19 protein-coding genes are annotated in these 18,549 nt (G+C 71.2%); 13 read left to right on the top strand and 6 right to left on the bottom strand.

Annotated features, from left to right (window positions below):
* The coding region (rsgA, locus tag AB0M54_RS01560; RefSeq protein WP_364469168.1) for a ribosome small subunit-dependent GTPase A at window positions 1-1,029 on the bottom strand (1,029 nt) is incomplete at its 3' end.
* Between the two features lie 3 nt (window positions 1,030-1,032).
* Window positions 1,033-2,355, bottom strand: coding sequence for a 3-phosphoshikimate 1-carboxyvinyltransferase (aroA, locus tag AB0M54_RS01555; RefSeq protein WP_364468547.1), 1,323 nt, complete (start codon window positions 2,353-2,355; stop codon window positions 1,033-1,035).
* A 1,053-nt stretch (window positions 2,356-3,408) separates the two neighbouring features.
* On the opposite strand from aroA, the gene AB0M54_RS01550 reads away from it, so the two are divergent.
* The 6 genes from AB0M54_RS01550 (at window position 3,409) to AB0M54_RS01525 (ending at window position 6,878) form a co-directional block, all read left to right on the top strand.
* Window positions 3,409-4,080, top strand: a complete 672-nt coding sequence (locus AB0M54_RS01550) for an SOS response-associated peptidase (protein ID WP_364468545.1) — start codon at window positions 3,409-3,411, stop codon at window positions 4,078-4,080.
* Between the two features lie 232 nt (window positions 4,081-4,312).
* Window positions 4,313-4,708 (top strand): WhiB family transcriptional regulator, encoded by a 396-nt coding sequence (locus tag AB0M54_RS01545; protein WP_364314521.1) that lies wholly within the window; start codon window positions 4,313-4,315, stop codon window positions 4,706-4,708.
* 4 nt (window positions 4,709-4,712) lie between these two features.
* The gene (locus tag AB0M54_RS01540; RefSeq protein ID WP_364469166.1) at window positions 4,713-5,321 is read left to right on the top strand and encodes an alpha/beta family hydrolase; all 609 of its coding nucleotides are present in this window, start codon (window positions 4,713-4,715) and stop codon (window positions 5,319-5,321) included.
* Between the two features lie 78 nt (window positions 5,322-5,399).
* Complete coding sequence (locus AB0M54_RS01535; protein WP_364469164.1) at window positions 5,400-6,173, top strand: sigma-70 family RNA polymerase sigma factor; 774 nt, start codon at window positions 5,400-5,402, stop codon at window positions 6,171-6,173.
* Between the two features lie 5 nt (window positions 6,174-6,178).
* On the top strand, window positions 6,179-6,436 hold the full coding sequence (gene rsrA / locus AB0M54_RS01530) for a mycothiol system anti-sigma-R factor (RefSeq protein ID WP_364317087.1): 258 nt from the start codon (window positions 6,179-6,181) through the stop codon (window positions 6,434-6,436).
* 223 nt (window positions 6,437-6,659) lie between these two features.
* Window positions 6,660-6,878: a biotin/lipoyl-binding carrier protein gene (locus AB0M54_RS01525; protein ID WP_364314523.1), complete on the top strand. Its 219-nt coding sequence runs from the start codon at window positions 6,660-6,662 to the stop codon at window positions 6,876-6,878.
* Window positions 6,879-6,882: 4 nt separating this feature from the next.
* Here the strand turns inward: AB0M54_RS01525 and AB0M54_RS01520 are convergent, their stop codons facing one another.
* Window positions 6,883-8,487 (bottom strand): tetratricopeptide repeat protein, encoded by a 1,605-nt coding sequence (locus AB0M54_RS01520; protein WP_364468543.1) that lies wholly within the window; start codon window positions 8,485-8,487, stop codon window positions 6,883-6,885.
* Between the two features lie 222 nt (window positions 8,488-8,709).
* On the opposite strand from AB0M54_RS01520, the gene AB0M54_RS01515 reads away from it, so the two are divergent.
* From AB0M54_RS01515 to AB0M54_RS01490, 6 genes are all read left to right on the top strand, one after another.
* Window positions 8,710-9,744, top strand: coding sequence for an SIS domain-containing protein (locus AB0M54_RS01515; RefSeq protein ID WP_364469162.1), 1,035 nt, complete (start codon window positions 8,710-8,712; stop codon window positions 9,742-9,744).
* Between the two features lie 26 nt (window positions 9,745-9,770).
* The gene (locus tag AB0M54_RS01510; protein WP_364468541.1) at window positions 9,771-11,300 is read left to right on the top strand and encodes a histidine kinase N-terminal domain-containing protein; all 1,530 of its coding nucleotides are present in this window, start codon (window positions 9,771-9,773) and stop codon (window positions 11,298-11,300) included.
* 296 nt (window positions 11,301-11,596) lie between these two features.
* On the top strand, window positions 11,597-13,291 hold the full coding sequence (locus tag AB0M54_RS01505) for a nitrite/sulfite reductase (RefSeq protein ID WP_364468539.1): 1,695 nt from the start codon (window positions 11,597-11,599) through the stop codon (window positions 13,289-13,291).
* 151 nt (window positions 13,292-13,442) lie between these two features.
* Window positions 13,443-14,180, top strand: a complete 738-nt coding sequence (locus AB0M54_RS01500; RefSeq protein WP_364468537.1) for a phosphoadenylyl-sulfate reductase — start codon at window positions 13,443-13,445, stop codon at window positions 14,178-14,180.
* Window positions 14,162-14,914 carry a CbiX/SirB N-terminal domain-containing protein gene (locus AB0M54_RS01495; RefSeq protein ID WP_364468535.1) on the top strand — a complete coding sequence of 251 codons (753 nt, stop codon included), beginning with the start codon at window positions 14,162-14,164 and terminating at the stop codon, window positions 14,912-14,914. Before AB0M54_RS01500 ends, AB0M54_RS01495 begins: the two co-directional genes overlap by 19 nt.
* 10 nt (window positions 14,915-14,924) lie before the next feature.
* Window positions 14,925-15,839 carry an LLM class flavin-dependent oxidoreductase gene (locus AB0M54_RS01490; protein ID WP_364468533.1) on the top strand — a complete coding sequence of 305 codons (915 nt, stop codon included), beginning with the start codon at window positions 14,925-14,927 and terminating at the stop codon, window positions 15,837-15,839.
* Here the strand turns inward: AB0M54_RS01490 and AB0M54_RS01485 are convergent.
* The 3 genes from AB0M54_RS01485 to AB0M54_RS01475 form a co-directional block, all read right to left on the bottom strand.
* Window positions 15,836-16,216, bottom strand: a complete 381-nt coding sequence (locus tag AB0M54_RS01485; protein ID WP_364314542.1) for a MerR family transcriptional regulator — start codon at window positions 16,214-16,216, stop codon at window positions 15,836-15,838. The genes AB0M54_RS01490 and AB0M54_RS01485 overlap by 4 nt on opposite strands.
* A 204-nt stretch (window positions 16,217-16,420) precedes the next feature.
* On the bottom strand, window positions 16,421-16,675 hold the full coding sequence (locus AB0M54_RS01480; RefSeq protein WP_364314545.1) for a WhiB family transcriptional regulator: 255 nt from the start codon (window positions 16,673-16,675) through the stop codon (window positions 16,421-16,423).
* Between the two features lie 428 nt (window positions 16,676-17,103).
* Window positions 17,104-18,054 (bottom strand): diacylglycerol kinase family protein, encoded by a 951-nt coding sequence (locus AB0M54_RS01475; protein WP_364468531.1) that lies wholly within the window; start codon window positions 18,052-18,054, stop codon window positions 17,104-17,106.
* 52 nt (window positions 18,055-18,106) lie between these two features.
* On the opposite strand from AB0M54_RS01475, the gene AB0M54_RS01470 reads away from it, so the two are divergent.
* Window positions 18,107-18,496, top strand: coding sequence for a hypothetical protein (locus AB0M54_RS01470; protein WP_364468529.1), 390 nt, complete (start codon window positions 18,107-18,109; stop codon window positions 18,494-18,496).
* Window positions 18,497-18,549: the final 53 nt, after the last annotated feature.

Raw genomic sequence — 18,549 nt, 5'->3', positions numbered from 1 at the left:
CGAACCGGCCGGCTCACCCGCTCGCGACGACAGGAGGCGGCGGTAGGAGGCCAGCCGCCGAGGGTCGGCGTTACCCGCGGCCACCCACTTCTCCAACGTGCAGTCGGCGCTCATGTGGTCGCAGTGCGGCTGGTCGTCGAGGGTGCCTTCGACCAGGTCGGGGAAGCCGTGCAGGAGGCTCTCGGCGCTCACATGGGCCAGGCCGAAGCTGCGGATGCCCGGGGTGTCGATGATCCAGCCCGGGTCGTCCTTGCGGCGGCCGACCCGGGGGAGCCGGAGCGCCACCGCGCTGGTCGACGTGTGCCGGCCCTTGCCGATCGCGCTGACCACGCCGACCGCCCGCAGCGCGGCCGGCACCAGCCGGTTGACCAGGGTGGACTTGCCCACACCGGAGTGGCCGACGAGCACCGACATCCGTCCCGCGAGGCGGGCGCGCAGGTCGTCCAGGTCGCTGTCCGGCCGCAGCAGCACGTAGGGCAGATCGAGCTCGGCGTAGTAGTCCAGCACCTGCTCCGGCCCGGCCAGGTCGTTCTTGGTCAGGCACAGCAGCGGTTCGATGCCGGCGTCGTACGCGGCGACCAGGCACCGATCGATGAACCCGGTCCGCGGCGGCGGGTCGGCCAGCGCGCTGACGATGACCAGCTGCTCGGCGTTGGCGACGACGACCCGTTCCAGCCGCCCCTCGGGCGTGGTGTCGTCATCGTCGGCGGTGCGCCGCAGCACCGACGTGCGCTCGGCGATCCGCACGATCCGGGCCAGCGCTCCCGCCGCGCCCGAGGTGTCGCCCACCAGCGCCACCCGGTCGCCCACGACGACCGACTTGCGCCCCAGCTCCCGGGCCCGCATGGCGACGACGATGTCGTCGTCCCCGCCTTCACGCACACACCCGTAGCGCCCGCGGTCCACGGTGATCACCAGGGCGTCCACCGCGTCCTCGTGCTTCGGCCGGGTCCGGGTGCGTGGGCGCGACGACCGCCCCGGGCGCACCCGGACGTCGTCCTCGTCGTACTCCCGCTTACGTGCCGGCAGGGTTCAGCTCCTCGCGTTCACGACATCGGCCCAGAGTTCCGGGAACTCCGGCAGCGTCTTCGCGGTACAACCTACGTCGTCCAGGCTGATCCCCTCGACGGCGAGCCCGAGCACCGCCGCCGCGTGCGCCATCCGGTGATCGTCGTACGTGGCCCAGGCCACCGCCCGCAGCGGCCCCGGCGTGATGTCCAACCCGTCGTGGTGCTCGGTGACCCCGGCGCCGGCCTTGCCGAGCTCGGTGGCCAGCGCCGCCACCCGATCAGTCTCGTGCGACCGGATATGCGCCACCCCGCGCAACCGCGACGGCGAGTCGGCCAGCGCGGCCAACGCGGCCAGCACCGGCGTCAACTCACCCACCTCGGACAGGTCGGCATCGATCCCGTGCAGCGACCCCGTCCCGCGTACGGTCAGCCCTTCGGAGCCGCTGACCACCGCCCCGCCGAGCTGACCCACCAGCTCAGCCAACCGCTCCACCGGCTGCCAGCTCTCCGCCGGGAATCCCCGCAACGTCACCGACCCGCCGGTGACCAGCGCCGCCGCGAAGAACGGCGCCGCACCGGACAGATCCGGCTCGATCACCCATTCCCGCCCGCGCAGCTCACCCGGCTCGACCGCCCACACATCCGGAACACTCTCATCCACGACGCCCCCCGCGGCCCGCACCATGTGCGTGGTCATCCGCAGATGAGGCGCCGACGGAACCGGCGGCCCCTCATGCCGGAGCACCAGCCCCTTCTCGAACCGGGGCGCCACCAGCAGCAGCCCCGACACGAACTGACTGGACCCCGAAGCGTCGATCACGGCCTCGCCGCCCTCGACATGCCCCGTCCCCCGAACCGTCAACGGCAGCCCGCCCGTACCCGAGGCATCAAGATCAACCCCCAGCGCCCGCAACGTGTCGACAATCGGCCGCAACGGCCGCCGCCGGGCCTGCGGATCCCCGTCAACAGTCACCGTGCCCTCAGCCAGAGCAGCCAACGGCGTCCCGAACCGCATGACCGTCCCCGCCTGCCCCACATCAATGGTCGCCGGCCCCCGCAGCCGCCCAGGCGTCACCGTCCACACCTCGTCATCCGTGGTGTCGACCCGAGCCCCCAGCGCGGTCAGCCCCGCCGCCATCCGCATCGTGTCATTGGCCCGCAGCGGCCGCACAACGCGAGACTCCCCGCCGGCCAGCGCACTGAGCACCAGAGCCCGAGCAGTCATCGACTTCGACCCCGGCAGCCGCACCGAAGCAGAAACAGGCCCAGTCCCCACCGGAGCATCCCAAGACGTCACCCACCCATTCTGCCGTCCCCCACCGCAGCGCCCGCGAGAGGCGGCCATCTCCCGCGGGTCGGGACCGGGGCGACCGCCGACGGAGTGGCAGGCGCCCCCCGGCGGCGGCCTGCCGCCAAGCGCAAGACGCCCTGACACCGCCGGCGGTCGTCATCGAGGACGAAAACGATCTTGAGCAGGTCGCGGCCACCGCCACCGCCCCCACCCCTCTGGGCGGGCAGGAATGTAGCTCGGGGATCTGGCCGGGCGCCGTCGCTGTCCACAAGACGTGTGTGCTGTGGAAAAGCGAGGCCAGGTCGGAGCCGAGATCAGCACCCGAGAACGGCCGGCCGCTGGCTGGGCGCTGGGAGTTGCCACGGCCCGGTCGGGGGCGAAGGTCAACACATGAGGACACCGGGCCGTCGGTGAGGGGGCCGTCCGAGCCGTCAGGCCGCCCACGCCGGCGCTGGGCGTTGCGGTGAGGTCAAGGGCTTCACCGGCGGGAGGGGAGGGTGCAGGCGCGGGGCTGGGCTTTGACTCCCGCCGGTGGGTCGTTTGCGTTGCGGTTCAGGTCAAGCCCGGGGCACTGCGACGGCTTCCAATGGTGGGGCGCGGCGGCATTCGCAGTGCGGGTTTGTGGTGGGGCGCGGGGGCAAGCCAATCGCCCTAGCTGCTTTGGAGTCCTGCCGTTGTCGGGTACGGCCCTCGGCCTTGAGGTGGTGGGTTGGCTGCGCTGCGGTGGCGGGTCGCGCCGGAGAGGTGGCGGTTGGTTGCGGCCGGAGGAGGCGGGAGGAGGCGGGAGGAGGCGGGAGGAGGCGGGAGGAGGCGGGGCCGCAGAGGAAGGGTCGCAACGGCCTGACGCGAATGCCCGGTCCTCCGAGCCGCGCGGCATGTCACCCGAGGCGCGCGGCATAACACCCAGGGCGCGGCGGCGTGTCGCGCGGGAAGACGTGCCGACCGCGTCGGTCGGCATCACGGGAGCGCCGGCGAGCCGCCCGAACCGACACGAAAGACGCCCTGACGCACCCACCCAGACGTCGCGCGGAGGGTCGTCGCCAGCCCGGAACCGGGGAGCGTGGGCATGCCCCCACGGAGCGTCGTCAACGGCGTACTGTCCACGGCATGTGCGGCCGGTACGCGACAACCAGGAGCGAGACCGACCTGACCCTGCTCTTCGAAGCCGACGACGTGACCGACGGCTTCGCCCCGAGCTGGAACGTGGCCCCCACCGACCCCGTCCCGGTGATCCGGCTGTCGGCGAGACGAAACAATGCCCGGGTGCTGGATCGCGCAAAATGGGGCCTCATCCCCGCCTGGTCGGACGATCCGCGGGCCGGATCCAAGATGATCAACGCTCGGGCCGAGACGGTGGCCACCTCGCCGGTGTTCGGGCCGGCCTTTGCCAAGCGGCGCTGTCTGGTGCCGGCTGACGGCTGGTTCGAGTGGGTGCGGGACGGGAAGCGTAAGCAGCCCTATTTCATGGCGCCCGCGGACGGTTCGGTGCTGGCCTTCGCGGGGCTCTGGAGCATGTGGCGCAAGGACACCCTGACCAGCACGATCATTACCACCGAGGCCACGGGTGAGCTGGCCCGCGTCCATCATCGGATGCCGTTGATCCTGCCTCGCGACCGCTGGCGGGAATGGCTCGGGTCGGAGAGTCCGCGGCTTGATCCGGTGGATGCCGCCGAGATCGAGATTCGGCCGGTGGGGTCGGAAGTCGGGAAGGTTCAGAACAATGGGCCTGGATTGATTGAGCGGCACGTGCAAGAAGTGGAAATTCAGACACTCTTCTGACTCCCGATTCGCGACGTTGATCGGGATATGTCGTGACTGCTGACTGTGAAGTTTGTTTCGAGATCGACACGAACCCTTGCCTGGATCTTGTGTCTCGGGATAGAAACCACCGCCGGTTGTGGTGCCGTCTGCACGGGGTGGATGGCGCAAGAGTCGGTCCGCCGCGCCCGAGAGGGGGCGGGGGACGGGCGCTGACCACGGGTTAAACCGGTCCCACGGGGGAGGTGGGCTGATGACACGGGCACGTATGCCGCGTCCGCACGAGGTCGCCATTGCACGAAGCGATCCGAGGCTGCTTGGGGCGATCGACCAGCGCAGGTCCGACGAGGCCTGGCGCGTTCGCGGCGCCTGCCGCACGGTCGATCCGGAAACGTTCTTCCCGGCTCCGAACGAGCCGACCGAAAGCGCCGTCACGCTGTGTGGCTCCTGCGTTGTGCAGGGGCCGTGCCTGGCGTGGGCGCTCCAGGTGGGCGACTGCCACGGCGTCTGGGGCGGCACCACGCCGCGCGAGCGCCGGGCGATGCTGGTGGCCTGGCGCGAGCGCGTCCAGCCCAACGGCGAGGCGGTCGACGACGGAGCGGACGAGGAGGATCGCAAGCTTCTGACGCTGATTCCGATCAGCAGGTAGCAGGATTGGGGCTGTGAAAAGCCTCGTCATAGATACGCCGCGCGGGCCGGCGGAGGTCGAGATCAGCGACCCCGCCGGCCCGCCCGTCTCCCTGCTGGTCCTCGGCCATGGCGCGGGCGGCGGAGTGCATGCGCCCGACCTGACCAAGGTGCACGACGTCGCGGTCGCCGCGGGTGTTCGGGTCGCGCTGGTCACTCAGCCCTATCGGGTGGCCGGGCGGCGCGCGCCGGCGCCGGCCGATCAGTTGGACGAGGCTTGGGTCCATTGCGTACGCGAGCTGGCCGACGGCCTTCCGCTGGTGGTGGGCGGCCGGTCGAGCGGGGCCCGGGTCGCCTGCCGGACGGCCGGCGATCTCGGCGCGGCGGGCGTGCTGTGCCTGGCGTTCCCGCTGCATCCGCCGGGGAAGCCGGACCGGACCCGGGCGGGTGAATTGCCCGTGGACCTGCCGACCCTGGTCGTCAACGGGGATCGCGATCCGTTCGGCGTACCTTCGCCCGAGGGTTTGATCGAGGTTGTCGTGCGGCCGGGGGCAACCCATGACCTGCGCAAAGACCTCGTGGGCACGGGCGCCGTGGTGTCTGCCTGGCTGGCCCGCAACGGCTGGGCCGGCTAGCGGAATGCCGACCGGTGTCCCGCCGTTACACCACCCGGACGACCCTACGTCGGAAGAGGTGGAAGAGTGCCAGCCGGAATGGTGGAACTCGATCGGGACGGCCGGCAAGTGAACCGGGTGCGTAATCTTCTGAGATCCCCGGAGTGGCCGGCCGCGGAGCAGACGGTGAGCGTCAGCACACCCGCGGTTTTCGAGCCGGTTCCCGGGGCACTAGCCGTATCCTCGGCGCAGCGGTCGAGGGGAGAGGAACGCGTGGCCCAGAGAGAACGTACTGACGAGCGCCGCACCCGCTTCGAGCGGGACGCGCTGCCGTTCGTTGACCAGCTCTACGCCGCCGGCCTGCGGATGACCCGCAACCCGGCCGACGCGGAAGACCTGGTGCAGGAGACGTTCCTGAAGGCATATGCGGCATTCCACCAGTTCGAAGAGGGCACGAACCTCAAGGCGTGGCTGTACCGCATTCTGACCAACACCTACATCAACTCGTACCGGAAGAAGCAGCGCCAGCCCGTGCAGGCGCCGACCGAGGAGATCACCGACTGGCAGCTCGCGTCGAGCGAGTCGCACACGTCGGTGGGTCTGCGCTCGGCCGAGACCGAGGCGCTCGACCGCCTTCCGGACAGCGACATCAAGGAAGCGCTGCAGGCGCTGCCGGAAGACTTCCGGCTCGCCGTCTACCTCGCCGATGTCGAGGGGTTCTCCTACAAGGAGATCGCCGACATCATGGGTACGCCGATCGGCACGGTCATGTCCCGTTTGCACCGTGGCCGGCGTAGCCTTCGCAGGCTGTTGGAGAACTACGCCGTGGACCGGGGTATCACCCGGACCGCGACGGAACCCCAGGAGGCGTGAGCGGGATGGGCGACGAGGAGAAGAAGGCCGACTGCGGCACCGTTCTCTCCGAGGTGTATCTCTACCTCGACCTGGAGTGCAGCGAGACCCGGCGGACTCTGATCAAGCAGCACATCGACGACTGCACCGACTGCTTCCACGAGTACGACATCGAGTACGAGGTGAAGGCCCTGGTCGGCCGGTGCTGCGGCGAGGAGACCGCCCCGGCCGAGCTGCGCGCCCGCCTCCGCGCGAAGCTGCTGGAAGTGTCGAAGGAAGTCTGAGGCGATACCGAAGAAGCGAGCCCGGTCCGATCGGACCGGGCTCGCTCTGTGTCTAGCTGTTCGGACGCTTGCCGTGGTTGGCGCTGCTCTTCTTACGAGCCTTCTTCTTGCGTGCCTTCTTAGCCATAAGTGACTCCTCTCGACGCGACGATGGTAGTCGCCCCGTTCGCTCAGATCATGATGGGATACTCACCGACGGTTGGGTCGGACGAAGGGGAGTGCCATGGCTGAGGAAGTCCGCGCCGAGATGGTGGCGAACGTGTGGAAGGTCGTGGCCGCCACCGGGGACACCGTCGCCGAGGGTGACACGCTGGTGATCCTCGAGTCGATGAAGATGGAGATCCCGGTTCTGGCCGAGTCCGACGGCACGGTTTCCCAGCTCGCGGTGAACGAGGGCGACGTGGTGCAGGAGGGCGACCTGATCGCCGTCATCGACGGCTAGGTCGCTAGCGGGTCAGCCAGCGCAGCAGCAGGCGGCGGTCCCGCTTCGGCTTGCGGGAACGCTGACGGGGGATGCGCGGGCGGCTGCGCTCCTCTTCGGCGCGGGCCACGGCGGTGGCCAGCTCGCGGGTGTCGTCGCGCAGGTCGGGCGTGGCGAGCGCGAGCCGCGCGACCGACCAGGCGATCGGCGGCCGGTTCTTGCGGGCCGGCCCGGCCAGGTTCATCAGGCGGCCGGTGACCAGGCCGGTCACATCGGTCCGGGCGGCGGGATCGACCCAGGCGTACGCGATCAGCGCGAACATCGCCGCCTCGGTGATCGCGTCGGCGCCGCCCACGGCCAGTTCGACCAGCCGGCGGCGGCGCACGGAGGTCATCCAGGGCTCGTCGGTGTCGTGATGGAGCAGCCCGAGGCAGGCCCAGACCCGGGACGCGCGGCGTTCGTCCTCGGTGCTGCCGGGCGGGTCGGTGAGCAGGGCCATGAGCTGCTCGGGCGGGACCAGCACCAGGCCCAGCGCGGCGTCGTAGGCGGCCGGCGGGTGGGGCCAGTTGACCCGGGCGATGCGCAGCAGCCGTTCCACCGACACGGCGGTCGCCGGCTCGGTCGACGGTGGCCGGCGGCGCGGGTCGTCGTCGCCGCGGGCGGCCTCGGGCACCCCGCCCAGCCACGGCGTGTTCACGCAGCACTCGGCCAGGTCGGTGTGCTCGTGGGTGTCGTCGGGGTGGTCGGCGGCGAAATCGGCCAGGGCGACCAGGTGGCTGAGCTTGCCGTCGGCGCGGAACCGCAGCCGGTGGGCAGTGTGCACGGCGCAGTCGAAGTCGGGGTCCTTGGCCAGCGCGCGCTCGACCCAGGCCAGGGCGTCCTCCATGCGGCCGGCGTCGGCCAGGGTGGCTGCGATGTCGGCGTACACCGACAGGTCTTCGGGGTCGTGGGTGACGGCCCGGCGCAGCGCCGCCAGGGCCTCACCGACGCGGCCCGCGCTGCGATAGGCGTAGCCGAGCCAGATCTCGGCGAGCTTGGACGGCCTGGCCCGCGCGCCGCGCTGGGCCCACTCGACCGCGGTCTCGGGTTCGCCGACCCGGCGGGCCAGCGCCGACCCGGCGCCCAGCAGCAGCGCGTGTTCGGGGTGGGCGGCGATCGCGTGCCGGAGCACGGTCAGGTAGGGGCGCAGCATCGAGCGGGTGTTCCCGGCGTCGGGGTCGCCGATCGCGGTGCACAGCTGCATGACGTTGCGGGCGAGCAGGCCGGGCTCGACCCGGACGCCGAGCGAGGGCTCGGTGACCCAGGGGACGCCGGCCCAGTCGCGACCGGGGGTGTGTCCGCTCGCGGCGAAGAGCAGCGGGAGGCCGTCTTCCGGGCGGCCGGCGGCGGCCAGCAGGTGGGCGCGGGCCACGACGGTGCCGACGAACGCGTTCTGCTCCAGCGGGAAGAGCTCGAGCGCGCCCCCGGACCGGGCAGCCAGGCGGCTCAGCAGCTCGTGGGTCTCCGGCAGCGTGGGCGCGAGTGCGATGGCCCCGGCCAGGTGGTCGGCGGCATGACGCATCTCACCGCGCTCGATCGCCGCACGCGCCTGCTCGAGGTCGCGGTCGGCGGAACGCCGGGGCTCCTCCATGTCGGTCGTGGGCCTTTCCCTCCGAAGATGTGCCAACGCGTGCAATTTGCGCGCCGCCACGCGCCCGAGCGAAGCCTAGGCGACGATCGTGAATATGTCAGTCCCTGACCGGTGCGCAGAGATGCTCGAAACATTGCGGCCAGATGCTCTTTCGTGCAGGATTGCGCATGGACTGAGCAGGATATGCGCGAGGAGGACGTTGTGGCGGATCTTGGCGCGGGCATGGCCGCGGACATCGCGGAGCAGCCCGAGGGGTACGCACGGCTCCTCGAAGGCGAGCACGCGGCGGCGATCGCCGAGGTCGCGAGGCGGGTGGCCGAGCGCCGCCCGAGACACGTCGTCTTCGTCGGCCGGGGCACCTCCGACCACGCCGCGCTGTACGGCGCCTACCTGACCGAGATCCGGCTGGGAATTCCGGTCGGGCTCGCCTCGCCGAGCGCGATCACCCTCTACGGCGCACGGCCCAACTTCTCCGACGCGCTGGTGGTCGGGGTCAGCCAGAGCGGCGGCTCGCCCGACCTGACCGGGGTGCTCAAGGTGGCCCGCGAGAGCGGCGCGCTGACCCTGGCGGTCACCAACAACCCCGATTCGGTGCTGGCCACCGCGGCCGAGCTGTCCCTCGACGTGGCGGCCGGCCACGAGCGGGCGGTCGCCGCGACCAAGACCTACACGGCCGAGCTGCTGGCCCTGCTGCTGCTCGTCGAGGGGGTCCGCAACGGCGACGGCACGCTGCCGGCCGAGGAGCGGGCGGCGCTGGGCGAGCTGCCGGGGCTGGCCGAGCAGGTGCTGGCCGACCGGGGCGCCGACGACCTGGCGCAGCGGTACCGGTTCGCGTCGCGGATGGTCACGACCGGGCGGGGGTACGCGTACCCGACCGCCCGCGAGACCGCCCTCAAGCTGATGGAGACGTCGTACCTGCCGGCCCTCGCCTTCTCCGGCGCCGACCTGCTGCACGGGCCGCTCGCGATGACCGACCCGGACGTGCCGGTTCTGGCCGTGGTCGGCGCCGGGCCGGGCGGGCAGGCGATGAGCGACGTGGTGCACCGGCTGGGCGAGCGGCGGGCCGACGTGGTCACCATCGGGCCGGCGGACGCCATCGGCGCCTCCGGGCGGCTGGCCGTGCCCCCGGTCGACGAGCGGTACGCGCCGCTGCTCGACATCCTGCCGCTGCAGCGCCTGGCCATGGCCCTGGCGCTGGCCCGCGGCGGCGACCCGGACGCCCCGCGCGGCCTCAAGAAGGTCACCACAACGCTCTAGAAACAAGACCATGGCAGGCTTGGTGCGTGTCCACCCTGCGTGATCTGGCCGAGGAGCACACCGGCCTGGGCCCGGCCGACATCGATCAGCTGCACCGGCTGGCCGGCGACTGGCAGCTGCTGTCCGACCTGTCCTTCGCCGACCTGCTGCTGTGGGTGCCGGTGCGGTCGGACGGCGGGCCGCGCTCGTTCCTCTGCGTGGCTCAGGTGCGGCCGGTCACGGCGCCGACCGCCTATCAGGACGACCAGGTCGGCAAGATCGTCGGCGGGCCCGAGGTCGCCCACCTGGACGTGGCGTTCGCGCAGGGGCGGATCTGGCGGGAGGGCGACCCGGTCTGGTACGGCGACACCCCGGCCCGGCACGAGGCGATCCCGGTACGCCGGCACGAACCGCCCGCCCCGGACACGTACCCCGAGGTGATCGCCGTCATCGGGCGGGACACCAACCTGTCCACCGCGCGTACTCCCAGCCAGCTCGAACTCAACTACCTGACCACGGCCGACGACCTGGCCCAGATGGTCACCGACGGCACGTTCCCGCCGCCGCGGGTGCCCGGCGAGACCACGTCCGCGCCCCGGGTCGGCGACGGCCTGATCCGGCTGGACGCGGCCGGCAAGGTCACCTACGCCAGCCCGAACGCGCAGTCCGCGTACCGCCGCCTGGGTTTCAACGCCCATCTGGTCGGTGAGGAGATGTCGGCGCTGTTCACCCGGCTGGCCGCCGACCCGCTGGAGGGCACCGACGCGGCCGAGCGGATCCTGGCCGCGCTGCGCGGTGAGTCACCACCCCGGCAGGAGGTGGAGGCGCGCGGCGCGACCGTGCTGATGCGGGCGCTGCCGCTGCTGCCGGCCGGGGTGCCGATCGGCGCGCTGGTGCTGGTCCGGGACGTCACCGAGGTACGCCGCCGGGACCGCGCGCTGATGACCAAGGACGCCACCATCCGGGAGATCCACCATCGGGTGAAGAACAACCTGCAGACCGTGGCCGCGCTGCTCCGCCTGCAGGCCCGCCGGGTCGACGTGCCCGAGGCCAAGAACGCGCTGGAGGAATCGGTACGCCGGGTCGCCTCGATCGCGCTGGTCCACGAGACGCTGTCGATGTCCAGCGACGAGGCGGTCGAGTTCGACGGCATCGTGGACCGGGTCGCCACCGCGGCCATGGAGGTCGCGTCGACCGAGGTCTCGGTGAAGATGCGCCGCGAGGGCTCGTTCGGCGTGCTGCCCGCCGAGATCGCCACGTCGCTGGTCATGGTGCTCAACGAACTGCTGATCAACGCGGTCGAGCACGGCTTCAACGACGAGGGCGAGGGCGCGCGGCCCGAGGCCGGCGCCGAGGTGGTGGTCACCGCACATCGGTTCCGCAAGCAGCTGCACGTGACCGTGGCCGACAACGGCCGGGGGCTCCCGGACGACTTCCAGCCGGACGCCGGCGGGCGGCTCGGCCTGCAGATCGTGCGCGCGCTCGCCACCGGTGAGCTGCGCGGAACCATCGAGCTGCGCAACCGGTCCGACAGCGGAACCGAAGCCGTGCTGGTGGTGCCGCTGGGGAAGCGGTGAGTACCTGTGCCGTGACGCACACTCCCGGAATCTGGACTGCTCTGGCCGAGATTGGTTCGGCGTGGCAGGCTAGGCCGCATGACCGCTGCAGTTGACCGCCGCTTCGTGGCTCGACGCCACGTCGACTACGGCCGCGTCCGCAGCGCCATCTGTCCGGCTTCCTGACGCCCCGACCTTTTTCGTCGGGCGCGAATGACGCGCCGGCCTTCTCCTGACACTGAAGTCACGAGCCTCCCACCTGAGAGTGGCCGTGCAGCGATCCGCCGCGCCCACCACCAGCAGGAGGAACGCCAAGCATGGCGATCGACAGCACCCCGGCACGACCCGCCGCCCGGCCGCGCAAGGCCCGGGGCGAGGGGCAGTGGGCGCTCGGTCACCGCGAGCCGCTGAACCCCAACGAGCGGATCAAGAAGGACGACAACCCGCTCAACGTGCGCGCCCGCATCGAGAATATCTACGCCCACGCCGGGTTCGCCTCGATCGACCCGCAGGACCTGCGGGGCCGGTTCCGCTGGTGGGGCCTCTACACCCAGCGCAAGGCCGGGATCGACGGGGGCCGCACGGCCGTCCTGGAGCCGCACGAGCTCGAGGACGAATACTTCATGCTCCGCGTCCGCATCGACGGCGGCGCGCTGAACCTCGACCAGCTGCGGACCATCGGCGGGATCGCCACCGAGTTCGCCCGCGGGTCGGCCGACGTGACCGACCGCCAGAACATCCAGCTGCACTGGATCCGGGTCGAGGACATGCCGGAGATCTGGCGCCGGCTCGAGGCGGTCGGGCTGCAGACCACCGAGGCCTGCGGCGACTGCCCCCGGGTGGTGCTGGGCAGCCCGGTCGCCGGTGTCTCGGCCGACGAGGTGCTCGACGCGACCCCGGCCATCGACGAGATCCTGCGGCGCTACGTCGGCGACCCGCGATACTCGAACCTGCCGCGCAAGTTCAAGACGTCGATCGGCTGGCTGGCCGACAGCCCGTACGAGTCGAACGACTTCTCGCTGGTCGGCGTGGTCCACCCTCAACACGGCCCGGGCTTCGACCTGTGGGTCGGCGGCGGGCTGTCGACCAACCCGCGGCTGGCCGAGCGGCTCGGCGTGTGGGTGCCGATGGACGACATCCCGGACGTCTGGGAGGGCGTGGTCGGGATCTTCCGCGACTACGGCTACCGGCGGCTGCGCAACCGGGCCCGGCTGAAGTTCCTGCTCGCCGACTGGGGCGTGGCCAAGTTCCGCGAGGTGCTCGAGAAGGAATACCTGGGCCGGGCGCTGATCGACGGGCCGCCGCCGGAACTGCCGGCCAAGCCGCTCGACCACATCGGCGTCCACAAGCAGCAGGACGGTCGCAACTACGTGGGCGCGGCGCCGGTCGTGGGCCGGTCGTCCGGCAAACAACTGACCGAGCTGGCCGACCTGGTCGAGGCGGCCGGCTCCGATCGGGTACGCCTCACCGCGTACCAGAAGCTTCTCGTCCTTGACGTGGCCGACGAGAACGTGGAGGGGCTGATCCGCGGGATGCGCCAGATCGGCCTGGAGGCGCGGCCCTCGGCGTGGCGGCGCGGCACCATGGCCTGCACCGGCATCGAGTACTGCAAGCTCGCGATCGTCGAGACCAAGGCCCGCGGCGAGGAACTGGTCGCGCGGCTCGAGGAGCGGCTGGCCGACTTCGACGCGGACATCTCGATCCACATCAACGGCTGCCCCAACGCCTGCGCGCGGACCCAGGTCGCGGACATCGGCCTCAAGGGCCAGCTGGTCATGAACGCGCACGGCGAGCAGGTGGAGGGCTTCCAGGTCCACCTCGGCGGCGGCCTCGGCATGGCGCAGGGCCAGACCGCCGGTTTCGGCCGCAAGGTGCGCGGCCTCAAGACCACGGCCGAAGAGCTTCCCGCGTACGTCGAGAAGCTCGCCCGCCACTACCTGGACGGCCGGTCGTCGAAGGACGAAACCTTCGCCACCTGGGTCGTCCGCGCCGACGAGGGGCTGCTGACATGAGCGACGCGCGATCGGCCCCGCTGTACTGCCCCTACTGCGGGGAAGAGGATCTGCGGCCCAACGAGGCGTCGCACGGCGCGTGGGAGTGCCACTCCTGCGCCCGAGTTTTCACGGTCAAGTTCAACGGGTTGCTATCTAAGGGTGTGAACCGATGACGGTCGTGACCGCCACTTCTCTCGGTCTGGTGTCCCTGGGGGCGCCGGCCGCCCCCTCGTTCGAAGCGATCGCTCTGGAGGCGGCGGCCAAGCTCGAAGGCGCGCCCGCCGAGGAGATCGCCAAGTGGGCGACCGACACCTTCGGCGCGCGCTTCTGTGTGACCAGCTCGATGGCCGACGCCGTGGTGGCGCACCTGTTCTCCCGGGTCTCGCCCGGCGTCGACGTGGTCTTCCTCGACACCGGCCTGCACTTCCCCGAGACGCTGAAGGTGCGTGACACGGTCGCCCGCACGATGAACGTGAACGTGCGGTCGATCCGGCCGCTGCGCACCGTCGGGCAGCAGGACGGCGAGTACGGCCCCCGGCTGTTCGCCCGCAACCCCGACGAGTGCTGCTTCATGCGCAAGGTCGAGCCACTGGAGCGGGCCCTCAGCGACTACGACGCCTGGGCCACCGGGCTGCGCCGGGACGAGTCGCCGACCCGGGCCAACACGCCGGTCGTCACCTTCGACGCCCGCAAGGGCAAGGTGAAGGTCAACCCGATCGCGGCCTGGAACCAGCAGGACGTGGACAGCTACATCTCGCGCTGGGACGTGCCGGTCAACGAGCTGTTCAAGAAGGGGTACGGGTCGATCGGCTGCTGGCCGTGCACCCGCCGCACCAAGGCCGGCGAAGATCCGCGGGCCGGCCGCTGGGCGATGTTCGAGAAGACCGAATGCGGCCTTCACGTCTAGGGCGCCTGCCGTCGAACTCTCCTGTCGCCACGCCGGGGGTCATCCTCGTCGCGCACGGCAGCCGGGATCCGCGGGCGGCGGCGGCGACCACGGCTCTGGCTTCGGCGGTGGCGGCCGCGCACCCCTCGTGGGCGGTGCACGCCTCCTATCTGGACCACGCCGGGCCCCGGCCGCTCGACGTGCTGCGCCGGCTGTCCCGGTCGGGGTGCCGCCAGGCGGTCGTGGTGCCGCTGTTGCTGACCGCGGCCTACCACGGCAAGGTGGACATCCCGGCGGTCCTCGACGAGGCCGCCTCGCTCGATCTGGACGTCGCCCTGACCGACGTCCTCGGACCGGTGTCCGATCTGCTCGTTGATGGTCTGGTCCGGCGGTTGCCGTCGACGGAACTGGACGCGGTAGTGCTGGCGGCGGCGGGAACTCGCGACGCCGCCGCCCGCACGACCGTCGCCGACGCGGCGGACGCCCTGGGTGCCCGGCTCGGCCTCCCGTCCGCCGTGGCGTACGCTTCGGCGGCCCCGCCCACGGCCGGCGAGGCGGTCCGGTCCCTGCCCGGCCGGGTCGGCGTGGCCTCGTACTTCCTGGCCCCCGGCCTGCTCTACGACAAGGCCGTCGAGTCGGCGCTGGAGGCCGGCGCGGTCGCTGTGGCCCCGCCCCTGACCGACGCGCCGGAAGTGGTGTCACTCATCGAAGGCCGCGTCCGAGCGGCCCTCAACGTGGGGCTGCTCGCCGCTTAGGGTTGGTGGCATGACCGTTGGCGTGATGCTGCCCCGCGACCTGCCCGCCTCCTCCGTGCTCGACTATGCGCGGCGGGCCGAGGAGCTCGGGTTCGAGTCGTTGTGGGTGGTCGAGGATCTCGGCTTCCGGGGCGGCGTGGCCCAGGCCGGCGCGGTGCTGGCGGTCACCTCGCGGATCACCGTCGGCATCGGCATCCTGCCCGCCGGGGCGCGGAACGCGGCGTTCGCGGCCATGGAGCTGGCGACGCTGGCGCAGCTGTTCCCGGGGCGGCTGATCGCGGGCCTGGGGCACGGGATGCCGGGGTGGATGCGGTCGGTGGGGGCCTGGCCGGGTTCGCCGCTCACGCTTCTGCGGGAGTACGCCGTCGCGGTGCGGACGCTGCTGCGGGGCGAGCCCGGGCCGGCCGCGGGACGGTACGTCTCGGTGCCGGACGTGGTGATCGCGGAGAGCCCGTCGGTCGTCCCGCCGGTGGTCCTGGGCGTACGCGGCCCGAAATCGCTCGCCCTGGCCGCTGAGGTGGCCGACGGGGTGCTTCTGGCCGAGCCGGCCACGCCGGCCTACATCGCGGCTTCGGCGACCGGGCCGGCGGTCATCACCTACGACGCGGCCATCGTGGACGGCGACGGCCGGGCGGCGCGGGAGCGGGCCCGGCCGGGACTCGCCTGGGTCGGTGAGCCGGACTGGGCGCCCCACCTCGCGCCGCTGCCGTTCGCGTCGGAGATCGCCGAGTTCCGCGCGCGATGCGCATCGCGCGACGAGTTCGCCGCCACCATGCCGGCCGAGTGGGTGGACGCGCTGGCGCTGGCCGGCACGCCGGACGAGGTGGGCGCGAAGATCGCCGCCCGGCACGCGGCCGGCGCCACCGGCGTGGTGCTGATCCCGGCCGACCCCGGCCGTCTCGACGACCTGGCCCGAGTTCTCTAGGCCGAGGCCTGCTGGCGCTCGGGGATGGCGACGTCGCGGTACCAGGCGATCTTGTTGCGGATGTACTGGCGCTGGTCCTCCAGCTCGGCGATGCGCCGGGTGACCTCCTCGTCGTGCTCCTGGAGGATGCGCATGCGTTCGTCCTCGGTGTCGGCCACCCGGGTCAGCTCGGCGTAGCGCTGCATCCGGGAGATCGGCATGCCGGTGTCGCGGAGGCAGCGGAGCGTGCCCAGCCACTCCACGTCGTTGTCGGTGAAGGCCCGCCGGCCGCCGGCCGTCCGCCCGATGTGGGCGAGCAGCCCGATGCGCTCGTAGTAGCGGAGGGTGTCGATGCTGAAACCGGTTTTCTCGGCCACCTCGCCGGGGGAGTAGGTCATGCTCCCATCTTCCTCTCAGGATCCACTGCGGACGGTGCGCGGATCGAAACTAAACGCTGTCGCGAGCATTTTCGAGATCATTTCGCGAACGTATAGGTGATCGAATTTCTCCGCAGTCGCGCTGTCACGCACAGCAGGGATCCCTAAACAGCAAGCGGCCCCGGAACCGATGGGTCCGGGGCGCAAATGCTGTGTAGTTGGGAATCAGGCGGTAGGAGCGCCGACCCGAAGGCCACCGCGACGCTTCACGGCACGCCGTTCGTCCTCGCTCATACCGCCCCAAACGCCGGCGTCCTGACCGGACTCGAGGGCCCAAGCCAGGCACGCCTCGGTCACGGTGCACCGCCGGCAGACGGCCTTGGCCTGCTCGACCTGCAGGAGTGCGGGGCCAGACGTCCCGATCGGGAAGAACAGCTCCGGGTCCTCGTCGCGGCAGATCGCATGGTGACGCCAGTCCATGGCGGCAACACTCCTTGTTTCGGGTGGGTGATAAACAATTGCCGTGCGGTCTTACTCATATGCGTACGCGATTGGCGACCCGACGGACTGCATCCGCCCCATCACCCATGCGTTAGCAAGCTTTGGGTTCGGCTTCCGTTGCTGCGCTTCTTGATTAGGAACGCGCGCGAGCGGTTGCCGGTTACTTCTTATCGCTTGTGAATGCTTTCACGAACTCTCGCGATGTCAAGGGTAGCGCCGGAAGTTTCTCCGAGTGGGTGAGCTGGCCCACAGCCCCTATGTCCGGTTCTGCCCGCTATCCGCAGGACCGGATGACCAACGCCTCCATCAATGTAGTACGGTCCCGGCCCTAAAGCCGAGTGTTCGACCGAATTTTTGTAACGGATCGTGATGATCGCTCGATCTCGTTACTCCCCGGTACCCCGTACTCAGCAGATCACACGCAGGGCTTCCGGAACGGACACGAAGTGCACCTTCTGGCGCTCACCCAGGTAGTCACCGTCCAGCTGGAACGGTTGGGGGCGGCTGGACAGCACGGTGAACTCGTCCTGGTCGTGCAGCTTGAGCACCTGCTTGCCATGCGGATCGCCCTTGCGGGAGGCCATCTGCGTCACTGTCCGTATCGTGCTCGGGACATAGAGCTGCCGGGTGGCCAGCACGTCAAGCCCCCGGTCGAAGGATGCGTCCGGGTTGGGGTTGATCGGGCGATCGCCCAGGTATGTCCACGGTGCTGTGTTCTGCACGATGACCATGCTGAGTTCGGGCTGGGTGTCCTCGCCCGGGCGCTCCACCGCCAGGGGCGGCGTCCGGCGGTCCTCGCCGCTGAGGAACTGCGCCACGATGGAGCGGACGTAGAGACCGTGCGTCGAGGTGCGGCCGCGGCGGCGGGCCTGCTCGACCCGGCGGACCACGGCGGCGTCCAGGCCCATGCCCGCGCAGAAGGTGAAATAGCGGTCGTCGGCCCGGCCGAGCCCGATGGTGCGGTGCCGGCCGTCGCGCAGCCCGTCGAGGATCACGCTGGTGCCGTCGGCCCAGTCGTGCGGCAGGCCCAGCGCGCGGGCGAAGACGTTGGTCGAGCCGCCCGGGACCACGCCCAGGGCGGGCAGCCGGTAGCAGGACGCGGCATCCGGATCGCCCAGCGCGGGGTCGGCGGTCATCAGCCCGTTCACGACCTCGTTCACGGTGCCGTCCCCGCCGAGCGTGACCACCACATCGACGCCGCTCTCGGCGGCCGCGCGCGCGAGGGCGGTGGCGTGACCCCGGCGCAGGGTGTATTGCACCTCGAGGTCGACCGCGCTGCGCAACGCCCGGACCAGCACGTCGCGGCCGCGTTCACTGGTCGTGGTGGCTTTGGGGTTAACCACCAGTAACGCACGCATGGGCGGCACTGTACATCGCGAGCGCCTACGGGGCTGTCGGTATGGTGCTCCGGTGACCGGTGCCGAATCCGACATTCCCGGGGCGTTGACCTGGGCCATCCGGCTGCTCTATGTGCAGGCGGCCGGACTCGCCGTGCTCACCGCGTACCTCATCGTCGAGCTGGTGACGACCGACGACGTGCAGGTGGGTGTGGCGATCTCCCTGATCGTGCTGGCCGCCCTGGGCGCCGCGGCGATCGTCGTGGTGGCGCGTGCGCTGGGCCGGCGGGCGCGCGGGGCTCGGGGACCGGCCATCGTGGTCCAACTCTTCGTGATCGCCTCGGGCGGCTTTCTGGTACAGACCGGTCCGGCCTGGGCCGGCTGGGCGCTGATCGCCTGGGGGCTGCTGATCGGCGTGCTGATCATCCTGCCGGCGAGCACCCGGGCCCTGGGCGTCGACTGAGCCGGCCAGGTTCCCGAGTTGGCCTGCGCTAAAGGCATCCCAACTGCGGTTTT

Source organism: Actinoplanes sp. NPDC051470, assembly GCF_040682035.1.
Taxonomy (GTDB): Bacteria; Actinomycetota; Actinomycetes; order Mycobacteriales; family Micromonosporaceae; genus Actinoplanes.
Note: the sequence above shows the minus strand (reverse complement) of the source record. Positions and strands in the feature narration are given on the sequence as shown.

Excerpts from the sequence above, each read along its gene's own strand:
- AB0M54_RS01550 (WP_364468545.1), top strand. The coding sequence starts at position 3,409 with ATGTGCGGCCGGTACGCGACAACCAGGAGCGAGACCGACCTGACCCTG.
- AB0M54_RS01505 (WP_364468539.1), top strand. The coding sequence starts at position 11,597 with ATGGCGATCGACAGCACCCCGGCACGACCCGCCGCCCGGCCGCGCAAG.
- AB0M54_RS01485 (WP_364314542.1), bottom strand. The coding sequence starts at position 16,216 with ATGACCTACTCCCCCGGCGAGGTGGCCGAGAAAACCGGTTTCAGCATC.
- AB0M54_RS01515 (WP_364469162.1), top strand. The coding sequence starts at position 8,710 with ATGGCCGCGGACATCGCGGAGCAGCCCGAGGGGTACGCACGGCTCCTC.
- AB0M54_RS01545 (WP_364314521.1), top strand. The coding sequence starts at position 4,313 with ATGACACGGGCACGTATGCCGCGTCCGCACGAGGTCGCCATTGCACGA.
- aroA (WP_364468547.1), bottom strand. The coding sequence starts at position 2,355 with ATGGCCGCCTCTCGCGGGCGCTGCGGTGGGGGACGGCAGAATGGGTGG.
- AB0M54_RS01490 (WP_364468533.1), top strand. The coding sequence starts at position 14,925 with ATGACCGTTGGCGTGATGCTGCCCCGCGACCTGCCCGCCTCCTCCGTG.
- rsrA (WP_364317087.1), top strand. The coding sequence starts at position 6,179 with ATGGGCGACGAGGAGAAGAAGGCCGACTGCGGCACCGTTCTCTCCGAG.
- AB0M54_RS01500 (WP_364468537.1), top strand. The coding sequence starts at position 13,443 with ATGACGGTCGTGACCGCCACTTCTCTCGGTCTGGTGTCCCTGGGGGCG.
- AB0M54_RS01520 (WP_364468543.1), bottom strand. The coding sequence starts at position 8,487 with ATGGAGGAGCCCCGGCGTTCCGCCGACCGCGACCTCGAGCAGGCGCGT.
- AB0M54_RS01475 (WP_364468531.1), bottom strand. The coding sequence starts at position 18,054 with ATGCGTGCGTTACTGGTGGTTAACCCCAAAGCCACCACGACCAGTGAA.
- AB0M54_RS01535 (WP_364469164.1), top strand. The coding sequence starts at position 5,400 with ATGGTGGAACTCGATCGGGACGGCCGGCAAGTGAACCGGGTGCGTAAT.
- AB0M54_RS01480 (WP_364314545.1), bottom strand. The coding sequence starts at position 16,675 with ATGGACTGGCGTCACCATGCGATCTGCCGCGACGAGGACCCGGAGCTG.
- AB0M54_RS01495 (WP_364468535.1), top strand. The coding sequence starts at position 14,162 with ATGCGGCCTTCACGTCTAGGGCGCCTGCCGTCGAACTCTCCTGTCGCC.
- AB0M54_RS01525 (WP_364314523.1), top strand. The coding sequence starts at position 6,660 with ATGGCTGAGGAAGTCCGCGCCGAGATGGTGGCGAACGTGTGGAAGGTC.